Annotated in this window: 12 protein-coding genes; 4 read left to right on the forward strand and 8 right to left on the reverse strand. The window is 71.5% G+C overall.

Annotated features, from left to right (window positions below; all coding sequences use genetic code 11):
* Nucleotides 1-119: 119 nt before the first annotated feature.
* Both N2041_RS03210 and tsaD read left to right on the forward strand, forming a co-directional pair.
* Nucleotides 120-1859 (forward strand): hypothetical protein, encoded by a 1740-nt coding sequence (locus tag N2041_RS03210; RefSeq protein ID WP_297675743.1) that lies wholly within the window; start codon nucleotides 120-122, stop codon nucleotides 1857-1859.
* A 119-nt stretch (nucleotides 1860-1978) separates the two neighbouring features.
* Nucleotides 1979-2965, forward strand: coding sequence for a tRNA (adenosine(37)-N6)-threonylcarbamoyltransferase complex transferase subunit TsaD (gene tsaD, locus N2041_RS03215; protein ID WP_297675745.1), 987 nt, complete (start codon nucleotides 1979-1981; stop codon nucleotides 2963-2965).
* 24 nt (nucleotides 2966-2989) lie between these two features.
* Here the strand turns inward: tsaD and N2041_RS03220 are convergent, their stop codons facing one another.
* The 5 genes from N2041_RS03220 to N2041_RS03240 all read right to left on the reverse strand — a co-directional run bounded on the left by N2041_RS03220 (nucleotide 2990) and on the right by N2041_RS03240 (nucleotide 8486).
* Nucleotides 2990-3703 carry a hypothetical protein gene (locus N2041_RS03220; protein WP_297675747.1) on the reverse strand — a complete coding sequence of 238 codons (714 nt, stop codon included), beginning with the start codon at nucleotides 3701-3703 and terminating at the stop codon, nucleotides 2990-2992.
* Between the two features lie 6 nt (nucleotides 3704-3709).
* Entirely contained in the window at nucleotides 3710-4606 is an 897-nt protein-coding gene (locus N2041_RS03225; protein WP_297675749.1) for a thioredoxin domain-containing protein, read from the reverse strand.
* A 129-nt stretch (nucleotides 4607-4735) separates the two neighbouring features.
* Nucleotides 4736-5650 (reverse strand): ABC transporter permease, encoded by a 915-nt coding sequence (locus N2041_RS03230; RefSeq protein ID WP_297675751.1) that lies wholly within the window; start codon nucleotides 5648-5650, stop codon nucleotides 4736-4738.
* A 20-nt stretch (nucleotides 5651-5670) separates the two neighbouring features.
* Complete coding sequence (locus tag N2041_RS03235; protein WP_297675753.1) at nucleotides 5671-6618, reverse strand: ABC transporter permease; 948 nt, start codon at nucleotides 6616-6618, stop codon at nucleotides 5671-5673.
* Between the two features lie 71 nt (nucleotides 6619-6689).
* Nucleotides 6690-8486, reverse strand: coding sequence for an ABC transporter substrate-binding protein (locus N2041_RS03240; protein ID WP_297675755.1), 1797 nt, complete (start codon nucleotides 8484-8486; stop codon nucleotides 6690-6692).
* A 206-nt stretch (nucleotides 8487-8692) separates the two neighbouring features.
* On the opposite strand from N2041_RS03240, the gene N2041_RS03245 reads away from it, so the two are divergent.
* Together N2041_RS03245 and N2041_RS03250 are read left to right on the forward strand one after the other, a co-directional pair.
* Entirely contained in the window at nucleotides 8693-9934 is a 1242-nt protein-coding gene (locus N2041_RS03245; RefSeq protein ID WP_297675757.1) for a cytochrome P450, read from the forward strand.
* Nucleotides 9935-9951: 17 nt separating this feature from the next.
* Nucleotides 9952-11124 carry an acyl-CoA dehydrogenase family protein gene (locus N2041_RS03250; RefSeq protein WP_297675759.1) on the forward strand — a complete coding sequence of 391 codons (1173 nt, stop codon included), beginning with the start codon at nucleotides 9952-9954 and terminating at the stop codon, nucleotides 11122-11124.
* 52 nt (nucleotides 11125-11176) lie between these two features.
* On the opposite strand, the gene N2041_RS03255 is transcribed toward N2041_RS03250, so the two are convergent.
* From N2041_RS03255 to N2041_RS03265, 3 genes are read right to left on the reverse strand one after another with little or no spacing between them, the layout of a single operon-like run.
* On the reverse strand, nucleotides 11177-11968 hold the full coding sequence (locus N2041_RS03255) for a ThuA domain-containing protein (protein ID WP_297675762.1): 792 nt from the start codon (nucleotides 11966-11968) through the stop codon (nucleotides 11177-11179).
* A 31-nt stretch (nucleotides 11969-11999) separates the two neighbouring features.
* Nucleotides 12000-12758: an SDR family oxidoreductase gene (locus N2041_RS03260; RefSeq protein ID WP_297675764.1), complete on the reverse strand. Its 759-nt coding sequence runs from the start codon at nucleotides 12756-12758 to the stop codon at nucleotides 12000-12002.
* Nucleotides 12759-12808: 50 nt separating this feature from the next.
* Nucleotides 12809-14524, reverse strand: a complete 1716-nt coding sequence (locus N2041_RS03265; protein WP_297675767.1) for a PEP-utilizing enzyme — start codon at nucleotides 14522-14524, stop codon at nucleotides 12809-12811.
* Nucleotides 14525-14527 lie beyond the last annotated feature (3 nt).

Raw genomic sequence — 14527 nt, forward strand, 5'->3', positions numbered from 1 at the left:
TTCCCGCTTCCCGCCTCCCGCCTCCCGCTTCCCGCCTCCCGCTTCCCGCCTCCCGGAACCCCCGCCGCGCCGCCCGGCGTTCTCTATCATGAGTCCGAACCTCGCGGCGGAGGTCCACCGTGCCCCGGCGTCTCCTGCTCCCGTTCGTCGCCGCCCTCCTCGTCGTCACCGCGCTCGCCCGCGCGCCCGAAGCCGGCCGCGCCGCCGCCACCGTCACCTGGACCGGCGCCGGCACGAACGGCCTCTGGTCGAACCCCGCCAACTGGAGCGCGTCGCTCCCGTCGCCCGGCGATACGCTCGTCTTCCCGCCGGTCACCGGCCAGCTCAGCCCTTCCAACGACCTCGGCACCGGCCCCTACGCCGCCATCCAGGTCACCGGCGCGGGCTACACCTTCCTCGGCGGCCAGGCCGACGTCACCGGTCAGCTCTCCGTCTCGGCCCCGGGAACCGTGCAGCTCGCTGCGCCCATCGGCGGCCCGGGCGGCATCCAGCTCACCGCCGGCACGCTCCGCATCACCGCGGCGCAGCTGTTCGCCGGGGCGGTCCAGGTCGCCGGCGGCACCCTCATCGCCGACCACGGCGCCGCCCTCGGCACCGCCGCAGCCGGGACGTCCGTCACAGGCGGTGGCGCGCTCCGGCTCGGGTTCGGCGTCGACCTCGGCCCGGAGCCGGTCACCATCGCGGGCACGGGCCCATCCGGTGCCGGCGCGCTGCAGGCCCCCTGGGGCGCCGCCGCGCTCGACGACCTCACGCTTGCCGCCGATGCCCGCGTCGCCGTCGCGAACGGCACCCTCCTCGTCGGCGCCCTCAGCGGGCCGCCAGCCGCCACGCTCGAACTGGTCGGCGGCGGCAAGCTCGAGATCGACGGCGGCACCTTCGCCGGCATAGCCGTCGCCGCCCAGGGCAACCTCACCTGGGACGCCCCCGCCGCCCCTGCCGCCGCCCGGGCCGGCCGCGACGGGCTCATCCGCGGCACCGGCGTGCTCGGCTCCCTCGCCGTGGCCGGCGGCACCGCCTGGCCCGGCTCCGGCCCCGCCATCGGCACGCTCGCGGTCGCCGGCCCTGCCGACTTCTCCGGCGGCACGCTCCGCATCGATATCGCCGGGACCGTGCCCGGCATCGGCTACAGCCGGCTGACCGCCGGGTCGCTCAGCCTCGCCGGCACGCTCCTCGACCTCCGCCTCGCGCCCGCCTACGCGCCCGAACCCGGCGACACGTTCACCATCGTCCAGGTCGGTGCCGGCCCCGTCGCCGGCACCTTCCGCGACCTGCCCGAAGGCGCCACCTTCGCCCGCGCCGGCTACCGCTGGGCCGTCAGCTACCGCGGCGGCGATGGCAACGACGTCGTCCTCCGCGTGGTCCGCCAGCTCGAGGCCGACCTCTCCGCCGCCATCAGCGCCGACCCCGCCGCCTACCGGCCGGGCGACCTCCTCGCGCTCCGTCTCACCATGGCGAACGCCGGCCCCGATGCCGCCGCCTCGCCCCGCTTCTACGCCTCCGTGCCGCCGGGCACCAGCTTCGTCCGCGTCGACGCCCCTGGCCATACCTGCGTGACTCCGCCCTACTTCGCCAACTCCATCACCTGCACCGGCGGCGTCCTCGAGCCCGGGACCTCGCGCGAGATCGTCCTCGTCGTCCGGGTCGAACCCGGCACCGCCGGGCCGATCCGCGCCACCGTCGCCGTCGCGTCGAACACCAGCGACCGCCACACCGTCAACGACGGCGCCGCGCTCGATATCCCGTCCGCCGCCCCGGGCACCCTCCCCTACCGCCGCATCCTCCCCGGCCTCGCCGCCGACGCCGTCCCCGGGGGTGAGGTTGGAGGTTGGAGGTTGGAGAGGTTGGAGGTTGGAGGTTGAAGGTCGAAGGTTGACCAGCCCGGCTTCCGCCCTGCGCTCCCTCCCAACTCCCAACGCCCAACTCCTAACTCCCCGTTCCCCGTTCCCCGTTCCCCGTTCCCGCTGCTACCCTGATAGACGTGAAAGTTCTCGCGATCGAATCGTCGTGCGATGAGACGGCGGCGGCGGTCGTCGAAGACGGGCGCGTCGCTCTCTCCTCCATCGTCTCTTCCCAGGTCGACCTCCACGCGAAGTACGGCGGCGTCGTCCCGGAGGTCGCCTCCCGCCAGCACCTCCTCAAGATCGTCCCGGTCATCCAGGAGGCGCTCGAGGCCGCCAACTGCACCCTCGACGATATCGACGCCGTCGCCGGCACCCGCGGCCCCGGCCTCGCCGGCAGCCTCCTCGTCGGCTACAACGCCGCCCGCGCCATCGCCGCCGGCCGCGGCCTCCCCTTCATCGGCATCAACCACCTCGAGGGCCACATCTACGCCAACTGGCTCGTCGAAGGCCCCGAGCCCGAGTTCCCCGCCCTCTGCCTCGTCGTCTCCGGCGGCCATACCGACCTCGTCTTCATGCGCGGCCACGGCCAGTACGAGCGCATCGGCGGCACCCGCGACGACGCCGCCGGCGAAGCCTTCGACAAGGCTGGCCGCCTCCTCGGCCTGCCCTTCCCCGGCGGCCCCCACATCGCGAAAGCCGCGCTCGAAGGCGGCCCCTCCTCGCTCGAACTCCCCCGCGCCTGGCTCCACGGCACCTTCGACTTCAGCTTCAGCGGTCTCAAGACGGCCGTCCTCCACACCGTCCGAGAAGGCCGCTACCCCGTCCCCGAGGTCGCCTGGGAGTTCCAGGAATCCGTCGTCGACGTCCTCGCCGGGAAAACCTCCCGCCTCGCCCGCGAACTCGGCGCCCGCAACGTCCTCGTCGCCGGCGGCGTCGCCGCCAATGCCCGCCTCCGCGAAGAGCTCCAGCGCCGCTGCCCCGTGCCGGTCCGCATCCCGCCGCCGAAGTTCTGCACCGACAACGCCGCGATGATCGGCGCCGTCGCCGGCTTCCGCCTCGAACTCGGCGAACGCACGCCGCCGGACGTCGATATCTTCACCACGAACGACTGGGCCGCCGTCTAGGCGGCCCTCCCGCCGATTCCCCGCTCAGCGCGTGCAGGTGCCCCGGCCCGAGCAGGTCTCCGGCGGCTCGTCCGCCGGGATGCGCGCCTTGCACAGCTCCGAAGGGATGCACGCCTGGTCCGTCACCAGCCCCCAGTACTTCGCCAGCGCCTCCTCCGGCGTCTCTGGCCCGTAGCTGAACAGCACCCGGTCGAGGTCGCCGATGTTCACCGTCGCGAGCCCGTCGACCGGCACCCCGTTCGCGATGAACGACCACCGCTCCGAGGCCGTGTTGCACAGCTTCTCCCCCGAGGGCAGCTCGAGACAGGTCCGCTCATCCGTCACCCCCGGGAACGAGGGGTCCGTCAGCTTGAACCCGAGGCTCTGGAAGAACTCGCCCCACGTCACCAGCGTCGAATGCACGTGCACCACCGTGAAGCGCGGGGCGTGGATGTGCACGTGCTCGCTCAGCTCCTTGCCCTCGGTGTCCGAGATGAACTGCGGCTGCCCGAAATCGAACCGCTCGCCGCGGATGACGACCGCGAAATCGGCGTGCTCGTGCGTCGGCGCGCGCGGCCCGGTCGCCGCCCACCCGGGGCCGCTCGAGGTCGTCCCGGCGGCGTCGCCGTTGCCGTCCCAGCGCCACACCAGCAGCCCCGCGAGCACGGCGACGGCGATGCCCAGCACGCCCGCCGCGGCCATCCACGCCGTCGGCCGGCCTGGGCCGGTGCTGCTGCCGGGGCCGTCGGCGCTCGCCATCGCCGGCTAGGGGGTCGGCGTCGCGGTGGCCGCGGGGCTCGCGCCCGGCGTCGCGGTCGAACCCGCCTGCGCCGTCTGCGTCGCCAGCTGCTGCTCCACCTGCTGGAAGAGGCTGCGCCAGCCGTCCATGCTCGCCGGCGCGCCCGCCCCGAGCGGCGTCCCGTTCACGAGGAAGCCCGGCGTCCCGCGGATGCCGAACGAATTCGCCGTCCGCTGCTGCTCCGTCACCTCGTCCAGGTGCTGCGACGTATCGAGGCACCGGTCGAACTGCGCCGTATCGAGCCCCAGCTCGGCCGCGTACTTCTTCAAATTCTCATCCGAGAAGCGGCCGACGTTCACCTTCTCGTCGTCTGCCTGCCCCGCCTCCGCCTGAACGAGGAACAGCTTGTTGTGGTACTGCCAGAACTTGTTCTGGTCTGCCGCGCACATGCCCGCCAGCGCCGCCCGCACCGATTCCGAGCCGAGGATCGGCAGGTTCTGGTACTCCAGCTGCACCCGGCCCGTCTTCACGAACTCGTCGATGATGTCGATCTCCTGCTCGCCCGTGAACTTCAGGCAGAACGGGCACTGGAAGTCGGCGTACACCGTCAGCTTCACCGGCGCGTCGTCCTTGCCGAGCTTCATCCCGTTCGCGAGGTCCGTCGGGATGTTCGCGGCGTGGCTCCGGAGCCGGCTCGCCAGGTCGTCGCTCGATCCCCCGCCCGAGGTCGCCAGCACCGCCACGAGGATGCCGCCGAGGACGACGATGACGGCCGCCACGATCAGGACGAACGGCCGGCTGAAGATTTCGCTCCCCCCGCCGCCGCCCGTCCGGCGCGGTGCGGGCGTGGTTGGGCGCTGGCTGCGTTGCGGCCGCGTCCCCTGCGTGCGGCTCATTTCGCGGCGGGCCTGGCGGTTCGACATGGGCGCTTCGTTCCTGCGGAGAAGGTTGGATTGCGGTCAGCACGGGGCCGCCGGCAAACCCGCCGGCAGCCCCTCCGAGATTACCACCCGCGCCGATACGGGATACGGAAGCGCTCTTTACAGCCGCGGTCAGCCCTCGCCCAGCCCGCTGCCGCGCAGCCGCGGGTCCAGCTCGTCCCGCAGCGCGTCGCCCAGCAGGTTGAAGGCCAGCACCGTCAGGCTCAGCGCCACCCCGGGAAAGACCGCCAGCCACCACGCCATGTTGAAGTACGCCCGCGCCTGCGGCCCGAGGTCGTTCCCCCAGCTCGGCTCGCCCAGCGGCAGCCCGACCCCGAGGAACGTCAGCGCCGATTCCGCCAGGATCGCCGCCGGCAGCGTCGTGCTCGCCACCACGATCACCAGCGGCCCGATGTTCGGCAGGATGTGCCGGAACATCAGCCGCGCCTCCGAACAGCCGATCACCCGCGCCGCGTCCACGTACATCCGCTGCCGCTCCACCAGCACCGCCCCCCGGATGATCCGCATGATCACCGGCGTGAAGATGATACTGATGGCGATGATCACCGCCTTCAGTCCCGGCCCGAGCCAGGTCGCCACCACCAGCCCGAAGAGGATCGCCGGGAACGACAGGAGCACCTCCGAGAGCCGGCTGATCACCGTATCGACCACGCCGCCGAGGTAGCCGGCCAGCAGCCCCAGCACCGTCCCGCCCACCACGCTGATGAGCACCGTCGCCATCCCCACCATCAGCGACGGCCGCGCCCCGTACACCACCCGCGAATACAGGTCCTGCCCGTTCCGGTTCGTGCCGAACCAGTGCTCGCCGCTCGGCGGCACGAGGATGTTCGAACCGAACTCCTTCGGGTCCGTCGTCCGCATGAACGGCGCATCCGCGAAGACCGCCGCGAAGACGAGGAGCCCGATCACCACCGCCGAGGCCGTCCCGAGCGGCTGCCGCCGCGCGAACCGCTTCAGCCGCCCGAGCCCGAACGTCGGCCGGCTCACCGGCCCCGCCAGCACGCCCGCCTGCGCTTCCGTTGCCATCGTCGCGTCCCTCCCTCCGCTCACGCCCGCAGCCGCGGGTCGGCCCAGGCGTAGAGCACGTCCACGATCAGCGTCACCGTCAGGAACGAGGCCGCGATCGTCACCGTCACCGCCTGGATCGTCTGGTGGTCGCGGTCAGCCACCGCCTTCGCTGCCATCGACCCCATCCCCGGGATCGCGAACAGCTGCTCGATGACGATCGAACCGCCGAGGATGAGCCCGAACTGCAGCCCCAGCACCGTCAGCAGCGTCAGCACCGAATTCCGGAAGACGTGGATCCACACCACGCTCCGCTCCTTCAGCCCCTTCGCCCGCGCCGTCCGCACGTAGTCCGCGTAGAACGCCTCGAGCATGCTCGACCGCACGATGCGCGCTACGTACGCCGAGGCGCCGATGCCCAGCACCAGCGCCGGCAAAATCAGCAGCCCGATGTGGGCGACCGGGTCTTCCGCGAAGCCCCGCCACTGCTTCACCGGCGTCCAGCCCCACCAGTAGGCCGGCAGGTAGATGACCAGCGTGCCCAGCCAGAAGCTCGGCACCGAAAGCCCGAGGATCGAAAAGAAGCGCGCCGTGTAATCGGCCGCCGAATGCGCCCGCACCGCGGAAAGCGCGCCGACCGGCACGCCGATCGCCAGCGTGAAGAACACCGTCACCAGCCCCAGCTGCAGCGTCGTCAGGAAGCGGTCCCGCAGCTCGGGCGTGATCTCCCGCCGGGTCGCCGTCGAAAGCCCGAAATCGCCGCGCAGCGCGTTCCCCAGCCAGAGCAGGTACTGCTCCGGCTTCGACTTATCGAGGCCCAGCTCCTTCTTGACGACCTCGATGCACTCTTCACACGCCGATCCCGAAGCGCCGAGCCGGATCGTCGCCGCATCAGCCGGCAGCGCCCGGATGAGCGCAAACGAAAGGATCGAGACGCCGAGGAGCGTGACGGGAAAGAGCGCCAGCCGGCGCAGGATGTACGTTCGCATCGCCGTTCACCTGCCAGGAGGGGGAGGTGGAAGGCGGAGCGGGGCGGCTCCGCCTTCCACCCGGGACCGGATCAGCCGTCCAGCCAGAGGTTCTGCACCCGGAAGAGGCCGGTGCCCGCGTTCGCGTACATGAAGTCCTTCTCCGGGTAGTTCTTCACCCGGTCGCGGAAGGCCGCGTACTGGAACTCCGGAACCGGCAGCGGCACCGCCGGCCCGTACTCCTGGTGGATCGTCCGGACGATCTCCTGCACCTTCTGCTTCCGCGCCTCCGGGTTCAGCTCCTGCGCCTGCGCCGCCCAGAGCTGCTGCATCTTCACCGCGAACGCCGCGGTCTCCGCCTTCGGCGAATCCGGCCGCAGGTTGCCGAAAATCGCCCCGTAGCCCACCGGCACGTAGTGCGCCAGCGCGTTGTAGTCCGGGATCGTCTGCAGCGAAAGCTCCCACGCGATGAACAGATCCCACGGCTTCGGCGCCTTCTCCGCGAACCCCGCCACCGCCCGCGCCACGTACGTCGCCGGGTCCACCACCTCCACCTCCACCTTCGCGCCGAGGTTCTGCTCCAGCTGCTTCTTCACGAACTCCGTCGCCGTCGCGAAGATCGGGATCGCCTGCATCGTGACCATCTTGATGGTCGGGAACGCCTGCGCCCCGCCCGATTCCTGCCACAGCTTCTTCGCATCCGCCGCGTTGAAGGGCTGCAGCTTCTTCAGTTCATCTTGCGGGAGGCCGTATCCCTCCTTCGCGAACTCCGAAGCCGTCGGGCTCCCATAGAGCCCTTCGCCGAGGTACAGGTTCTTGATGAACGCGTCCCGGTCGATCGCCATCCACACGGCCTGCCGGTGGCGCTTGTCCGTCCACTTGAAGTTGTCGAACTGCATCACGAGGTGGCCGTTCGCCGGGCCCTTCACCACCTTCACGCCCTTCTCCCGGCCCAGCTCGTCCGCCACCAGCCGGTCGATGTTCACCACCGAGAGCACGTCCAGCTCCCCGGCGAGGAACTTCGCCTTGATCGTCGCCGGGTCGGGGATGATCGCTTCCTCCCACGCGTCGATGTACGGCCCCTCCTTCACGTACGTCGGCGAGGGCGGGTCGTGCTCGAAGTAGTTCGGGTTCCGCTCGTAGCGCGTCCCCGTCGGCTCCCGCTTCACCATCCGGTACGGCCCGCTCCCGGCGTTCATCACCTTCATCAGGTCGCCGCCGTTCGCTTCGACCACCTCCTTCGCCACCACCGCGAACGCGCTCGACCCGAGCGAAATCACGTTCGAAGCGAACGGGTTCTTCTGCTTGATGACGACCGTGTACTTGTCCGGCGTCTCGATCTTGTCGATCCAGCCCCACTGGATCTGGTTCACCTGCGAACCCTTCGTCAGCGCCACCGGGAAGCGCGTGTACGAATAGGCGATGTCCTCCGCCGTCAGCTCCCGGCCGTTCGCCACGTCCGCCTGGAACTTCACCCCCTGGCGGATCTTCACCCGCAGCGTGAGCGGGTCCACCTGCTCATGCTCGAGCGCGAGGTCGTAGCAGACCGTCTTCGTCGAGGGCTGGTACGTCCAGAGGTGCGAATACGCCTTCGCCGGGTGGATCGGGTTCGTCACCACGATGTGCGGGTCCAGCCCCGTATCGGGCGAAGCCTTCGCGATGCGGAGCGTGCCGCCCCGTTTGCCCGCAGCCGGCGCCGTCGGGCTCCCCGCCGGCTGCGTCCCCTGCCCGCCGCCGGGCGTCGCCGTCGCGCCGCTGTCGTCGTCATCGCCGCCGCCGCAGCCCGCGGCGAGCGCGGCCGCGCCCGCCGCGGCGGCGCCGGCCCCCGCGAGGAACGCCCGGCGGCCGAGGCGCGCCCGCCAGTAGCGGTTCCAGTAGGTCGATTCCATCGGTTCCCTCCCCTGTTGGTCGCCCGGAAAACGTTCTGGTCCAAGACTTTGGTCGAATGGCCAAATTCCGGGCTCGGCGTATTATAGGTTGGCCGCACTCGATTGCAAGCATCGACCGCGTCGATACGCCCCCTTCACGCGCCGTCCCCGCCCCGCTACACTTCTCCGCGCTGGCCGATCGGCCAAAACCTTGCGGGAGCAGCCAAATGCCCAGCCTCGCCGAGATTAACCCCCTCGCACCCGAAACCGCCGAGTGCCCCTTCCCCTTCTACGAGGCCATGCGCCGCGAATGCCCCGTCTACCAGGTCCCCAGCGCCGGCTTCTTCATCGTCTCCCGCTTCGACGACGTCCTCCACGTCCTCCGCCACCCCGAAATCTTCTCCTCCAAATCCGGCCCCGGCCTCCGCCCCGTCCCCGATGAGGAGGTCATCGCCATCATGCGCCAGGGCTGGATGCCCGTGAACACCCTCCTCACCAACGACCCGCCCGCCCACTCCCGCTACCGCGCTCTCGTCAACAAAGCCTTCTCCGCCAGGCGCGTCGCCAGCCTCGAACCCTCCGTCACCGCCATCGCCAGCGACCTCATCGACCGCTTCATCGGCGACCGCGAAGTCGAACTCGTCCGCCAGTTCGCCGTCCCGCTCCCGCTCACCGTCATCGCCGACGCCCTCGGCGTCGATCGCGCCGATATGGACCGCTTCAAGCGCTGGTCCGACGACTCCGTCGCCCCCCTCGGCGGCTTCCTCACCCGCGAGCGCGAAATCGAATGCGCCCGCTCCATCGTCGAATTCCAGCACTACTTCGCCGAGCGCCTCGAAGAGCGACGCACCAACCCCCGCGACGACATCCTCACCGACCTGCTGAACGCCCACATCGGCCTCGACGGCGAAGAAGCCCGCCCGCTCGATATGGCCGAAATGCTCAGCATCCTCCAGCAGATCCTCGTCGCCGGGAACGAAACCACCACCAACCTCATCGCTTCCGGCATGATGATCCTCGTCCAGCAGCCGGAGCTGCAGGAGCGCCTCCGCGCCGAGCCCGACCGCATCCCCAACTTCGTCGAAGAAGCCCTCCGCCTCGAATCCCCCGTCCAGGGGCTCTTCCGCCAGGCCGTCGTCGATACCGAAATCGGCGGCACGCCCATCCCCGCCGGCTCCCGCATCCTCCTCTCCTACGCCTCCGCCAACCGCGACGAGGCCGAATTCCCCCACGCCGATGAGATCGACCTCGACCGCGAGGCCCCGGAAGGCCACCTCGCCTTCGGCCGCGGCATCCACTACTGCCTCGGCGCGGCCCTCGCCCGCCTCGAGGCCCGCATCGCCTTCACCCTCCTCCTCCAGCGCCTCCGCGCCATCCGCGCCGCCGAGGGCAAGAACGACTATACCCACGTCCCGAGCGTTATCCTCAGGGGGCTCAAGGCCCTCTACCTCGAGTTCGAACCCGCCTGAAGGAGACGCCCCTACCCATGCAGCTCCGCGACACGCCCGAACAGGCCGCCTGGCGGCAGGAGGTCCGCGCCTTCATCCGCGACAACCTCCCCGAATCCATCCGCGGCGTCACCGGCTTCTTCTACGACCCCCGCGCCGACCCCGGCTTCGGCCAGTGGCGCGACGCCCTCGTCCGCCGCGGCTGGATCGCCCCCGTCTGGCCGAAAGAGTACGGCGGCGCCGGCATGTCCGTCGTCGAACAGTTCATCCTCAACCAGGAATTCGCCGAGGCCGGCGCCCCCCAGCCCGGCGGCCTCGGCGTCGCCATGCTCGGCCCTACCCTCATCGCCCACGGCACCGACGAACAGAAGCGCGAACACCTCCCCCGCATCCTCAGCGGCGAAGTCCTCTGGTGCCAGGGCTACTCCGAACCCGGCTCCGGCTCCGACCTCGCCTCCCTCCAGACCCGCGCCGTCCGCGACGGCGACGACTTCGTCATCAACGGCCAGAAGATCTGGACCTCCTTCGCCCACTTCGCCGACTGGTGCTTCCTCCTTGCCCGCACCGACCCGGACGCCCCCAAGCACCGCGGCATCACCTACTTCCTCGTCGATATGAAGTCGCCCGGCATCACCGTCCGCCCGCTCGTCAACATGGCCGGCGGCCACGACTTCAACGAAGTCTTCTTCGAAGACGTCCGCGTCCCCGCCCGCAACGTCGTCGGCGAGGTCAACCGCGGCTGGTACGTCGGCGCCACCACCCTCGATTTCGAGCGCTCCTCCATCGGCACCGCCGTCGGCCAGCGGAAGAGCATCGAACGGTACACCGCCTGGCTCCGCCAAAACCGGGCCCAGCTCCCGCCCTCGACCGCCGCCGCCGCCCGCCTCGCCTGGGCCGACCGCGCCGTCGAAGTGCAGGTCCTCACCCTCCTCGCCTACCGCATCATCAGCATGCAGGCCGCCGGCAAAATCCCCAACGCCGAGGCCTCCATCGCCAAGCTCTTCACCTCCGAGACCGGCCAGCGCATCGCCCACACCGCGCTCAAGATGCTCGGCACCGCCGGCGCCCTCATGGACCGCGCCGCCGCGCCCTTCCGCGGCGAGGCCGCCCGCGGCTACCTCAACGCCGTCTCGCTCACCATCGCCGGCGGCACCAGCGAAATCCAGCGCAACATCATCGCCCAGCGCGGCCTCGGCCTCCCGCGCGACTGACGCCCGGCGCGCCCGGCCGGCGGGAGGGGGACCGCCGCCGGCCGGGTTCGCCTCACAGCAGGGGGTACTCGCCCTTCGCCCAGCGGATGCCCCGCCGCAGCAGCTCGAGGTACTCCGGCACCTCCCACGACCCGGGCTCGAATCGGGGGTACTCCGGCAGCTGGAACCGCCCCGCCATGCTCCCGTACGCCCGCCCGCCCGGCGCCGTCAGCATGTCGTACCGCCGCCGCCGGTGGCCCGGCGTCAGGTAGAGCACCGCGCCCGCGCCGTACGGGTGGAGGTAGAGCACCGGCCACTCCCGCTCCCCCGGCCACGAGGCTTCGGCGAAGCCCGGCGCCTCGCCGCCGAACCGCGTCACCATCAGCGGCCGCACCTCCCCGTGGTACTCGCACAGGTACAGCTCCTCGCCCTCCCCCGTGCGCCACTCGCCGAGCCCCGCCACCAGCGGGTGCTCCGCCGCCGGCCAGACCGGGTAGCTCCCCACCGGCGGGTGCGCGATGAACTGGCTCCCCAGCACCTCCATGTACCGCCGCAGGATGCGCGGGCTCCGCACGCCTTCCGCCTCCATCTCGAACACCGCGTTCGTCCCGTGGAGCGCGAACCACCGCCCGCCTCCCTCCACGAACCGCGCCAGCGCCTCTACCTCCGCCTCCGTCGGCCGCAAGTCGCAGGTGTAGGTGATGAGGAACGAGCAGCCCGCGAGCCCTTCCGTGTCGCGGAAGTCCCGCCCCACGAGCACCCGCACCTCCTCGTGCTCCGCCAGCAGCTCGAGCAGCCGCAGCCGCGGCCCGTCGAAGTCGTGCCAGTTCCCCCCGCAGACGAGGTAGCCGTCGATGCGGCCCATCGGCCAGCCTCCTTCCCGCCCCCGCGGCGGCCTAGAAGTTCACCCGCTTCGTGAACCCGCCGTCGACCACGAGGTTCACCCCCGTGATCCACGAGGCCGCAGGGCTCGCGAGGAACGCCACCGCCCGCGCTACCTCCTCCGGCGTCCCCATCCGCCCCATCGGCTGCTGCTTCAGCGTCGCCTCGTAGAAGGGCGGCATCGCCTGCTTGATCATCGCCCAGGGGCCGCCCTCGAAGTAAATCGGCCCCGGCGAGACGACGTTCACCCGGATCCCCTTCGGCGCATACGCCTGCGAGAGCGCGTTCGCGTAGTTGATCAGCGCCGCCTTCATCGCCCCGTAGCCGTTCGGCTGCCCGAACGTCTCCACCGCCGCCGTCGTGCTGATGAACACCACCGCCGGCGCCTCCGACTTCTCGAGGAACGGCCGCGCCGCTTCGAACCCGCGCACCGCGCCCAGCATGTCGACCTCGAAGTTCTGCACGAAGCCCTGTTCGCCCGGCGCGGCGCCCCCGCTCGTGTTGCTCACGAAGATGTCGATGCCGCCGAGCTGCTCGCCCGCCCGCGCAATCCACGCGAGGTAGTCGTCCCGCTTGCCGACGTCGACCGCCTCCGCAGCGACCGTGACGCCGTGCCGGCGCAGCTGCTCCGCGGCGGCGTTCAGCCCCTCTGCGTTCCGCGCGCAGATGGCGAGGTGCGCGCCCTCCGCCGCCAGCGTCTCCGCGATGGCGCGGCCGATGCCCCGGCTCGCCCCCGTGACCAGCGCGCGCTTCCCCTTTAACCCGAGATCCATGCTCCGTCCTCCTTCCGCCGGGCGTCAGCCCCGGCCGGTGAACTCCTCGATCATGCGAGCGCGACCGTCCCGGCGCTGCCGTCCACGGTCACCTGCTGCCCGTCCCGGATGCGCCGGGTCGCGTCCTTCACCCCGACGACCGCCGGGATGCCGTACTCCCGCGCCACGATCGCCGCGTGGCTCAGCATGCCGCCCGTCTCCACGACGAGCGCCGCCGCCGGCACGAACAGCGGCGCCATCGGCGCATCGAATACCGGCAGCACGAGCACCTCGCCCGGCGCGATGTCGGCCGCGAGCGCCGCATCGAGGTCCGGGATGACGCGCGCCGGGCCCGTCGCCGTCCCGGGGCTCACACCCTGCCCGGCGAGCGCCCCGTTCGCCGCCGCGCCGCTCTCCGCCGGCACCAGCGAAGCCGGCAGCTCGAAGACGCCCTCCGGCAGCCGGAAGCCCTCCAGCCGGCGGTACTCCTCCTGCCGCGCGCGGACAGCCGCCTTCGCTGCCGCCCCGTCCAGCGTTTCGAACTCGCGCACCTCCGCCAGCCGCAGGAAGAACACGTCCTCCGGCTGCTCGAGCGCCCCCCGCCGCGCCAGCCGCCGCCCGATCTCCAGCAGCGGCGGCCGGAACGCCCGGCAGGCCCGCGCCCAGTTCGCCTTCGTCCCTTCGCGGCCGCGGTTCAGCCGCTGCGCCATCGCCAGCGTCTCCCGGAACGCCGCCTGCGCCTTCGCCGGCAGCTTCGCCGCAATCGTCTCCTCGAGCCGCTCGCGCGCCGCCGCCGCCCGCGCCTCCCGCCGGTGCGGGTCCGCCGAAGCGGGGGCCGCCATGTCCGCCCGCAGCGCCCCGAGCAGCAGGGCCGGCGCCTCGTCCCACGTCGGCGTCGAAGGGTCCGTCTCCCGCGGCCCGCGGAAGCCGTACTCCCGGATCAGCTCCCGGTAGCCGGCCGCGAACGCCTCCCACGCCGGCGAAACCGGCGCCGCCAGCCGCGCCAGCAGCGCATCGTTCGAAAGCTCCTCTGCCGCCGCGCTGATGACCGCGCTCTTCCGGCCGGCCCGCGCGAGGTCCCACGTCGCCTTGCCAGGCTTCGCGCTCTCGACATCCCGCAGCGCGCTCGTCAGCGTCGTCACCCACGCCGGCGGGTGCCCCGGCAGGTGCTCGCCCAGCAGCGCTCCCAGCATCCCGGTGTACTCCGCGCCCCCGACCGACACGATGACGTGCGACGTGAACAGTCCCGCGACGACGTCGAGGTTCTCCTCGACCGCCCGCAGCAGCTCGTCGCCCCGCAGCCGCGGGTACTCCCGCGCCCACGCCTGCCGGTACGCCCGCTCCGAAACCTCCCGGCCCCGCGCGATCTCCCGCTCCGCGTTCCGCCACCGGGCCGTGATGCGCCGGCGCGCTGCCTTGGCCCGCTCCAGGTTCTGCGCCTGCCCGGCCGTCAGCTCGTCCCCCTCGACGAACTGCTTCAGCATGTCCGTCCCGCCGCCCACCTGGTAGGTCGACGTGATCGCCATCGACCACGCCACGCCGAGCGTCCACCGGCCGCCGACCACCCCGAGCACGTTCATCGCCGGCGGCGGCGCCGTCGGCACGAGGTCGAGCACCCCCAGCTCCTCCGCCATCCGCGTCGTGAACCGGTAGTCCCACTGGTTGATGAGGTCCGCCGTCAGCGGCTTGATGACCCCCGGCAGCACCTCCTCCACGTTCCCTGTCGTCACCAGCCGGTAGCGCGGGTTGAGGTCCGCATCCCACGAGCAGAGCTTCTCGCCAGCCATCGC

The organism is Tepidiforma sp. (genome assembly GCF_026419595.1).
Taxonomy (GTDB): Bacteria; Chloroflexota; Dehalococcoidia; order Tepidiformales; family Tepidiformaceae; genus Tepidiforma.

Excerpts from the sequence above, each read along its gene's own strand:
- N2041_RS03220 (WP_297675747.1), bottom strand. The coding sequence starts at position 3,703 with ATGGCGAGCGCCGACGGCCCCGGCAGCAGCACCGGCCCAGGCCGGCCG.
- N2041_RS03230 (WP_297675751.1), bottom strand. The coding sequence starts at position 5,650 with ATGGCAACGGAAGCGCAGGCGGGCGTGCTGGCGGGGCCGGTGAGCCGG.
- N2041_RS03225 (WP_297675749.1), bottom strand. The coding sequence starts at position 4,606 with ATGTCGAACCGCCAGGCCCGCCGCGAAATGAGCCGCACGCAGGGGACG.
- N2041_RS03250 (WP_297675759.1), top strand. The coding sequence starts at position 9,952 with ATGCAGCTCCGCGACACGCCCGAACAGGCCGCCTGGCGGCAGGAGGTC.
- N2041_RS03235 (WP_297675753.1), bottom strand. The coding sequence starts at position 6,618 with ATGCGAACGTACATCCTGCGCCGGCTGGCGCTCTTTCCCGTCACGCTC.
- N2041_RS03240 (WP_297675755.1), bottom strand. The coding sequence starts at position 8,486 with ATGGAATCGACCTACTGGAACCGCTACTGGCGGGCGCGCCTCGGCCGC.
- N2041_RS03255 (WP_297675762.1), bottom strand. The coding sequence starts at position 11,968 with ATGGGCCGCATCGACGGCTACCTCGTCTGCGGGGGGAACTGGCACGAC.
- N2041_RS03245 (WP_297675757.1), top strand. The coding sequence starts at position 8,693 with ATGCCCAGCCTCGCCGAGATTAACCCCCTCGCACCCGAAACCGCCGAG.
- N2041_RS03260 (WP_297675764.1), bottom strand. The coding sequence starts at position 12,758 with ATGGATCTCGGGTTAAAGGGGAAGCGCGCGCTGGTCACGGGGGCGAGC.
- N2041_RS03265 (WP_297675767.1), bottom strand. The coding sequence starts at position 14,524 with ATGGCTGGCGAGAAGCTCTGCTCGTGGGATGCGGACCTCAACCCGCGC.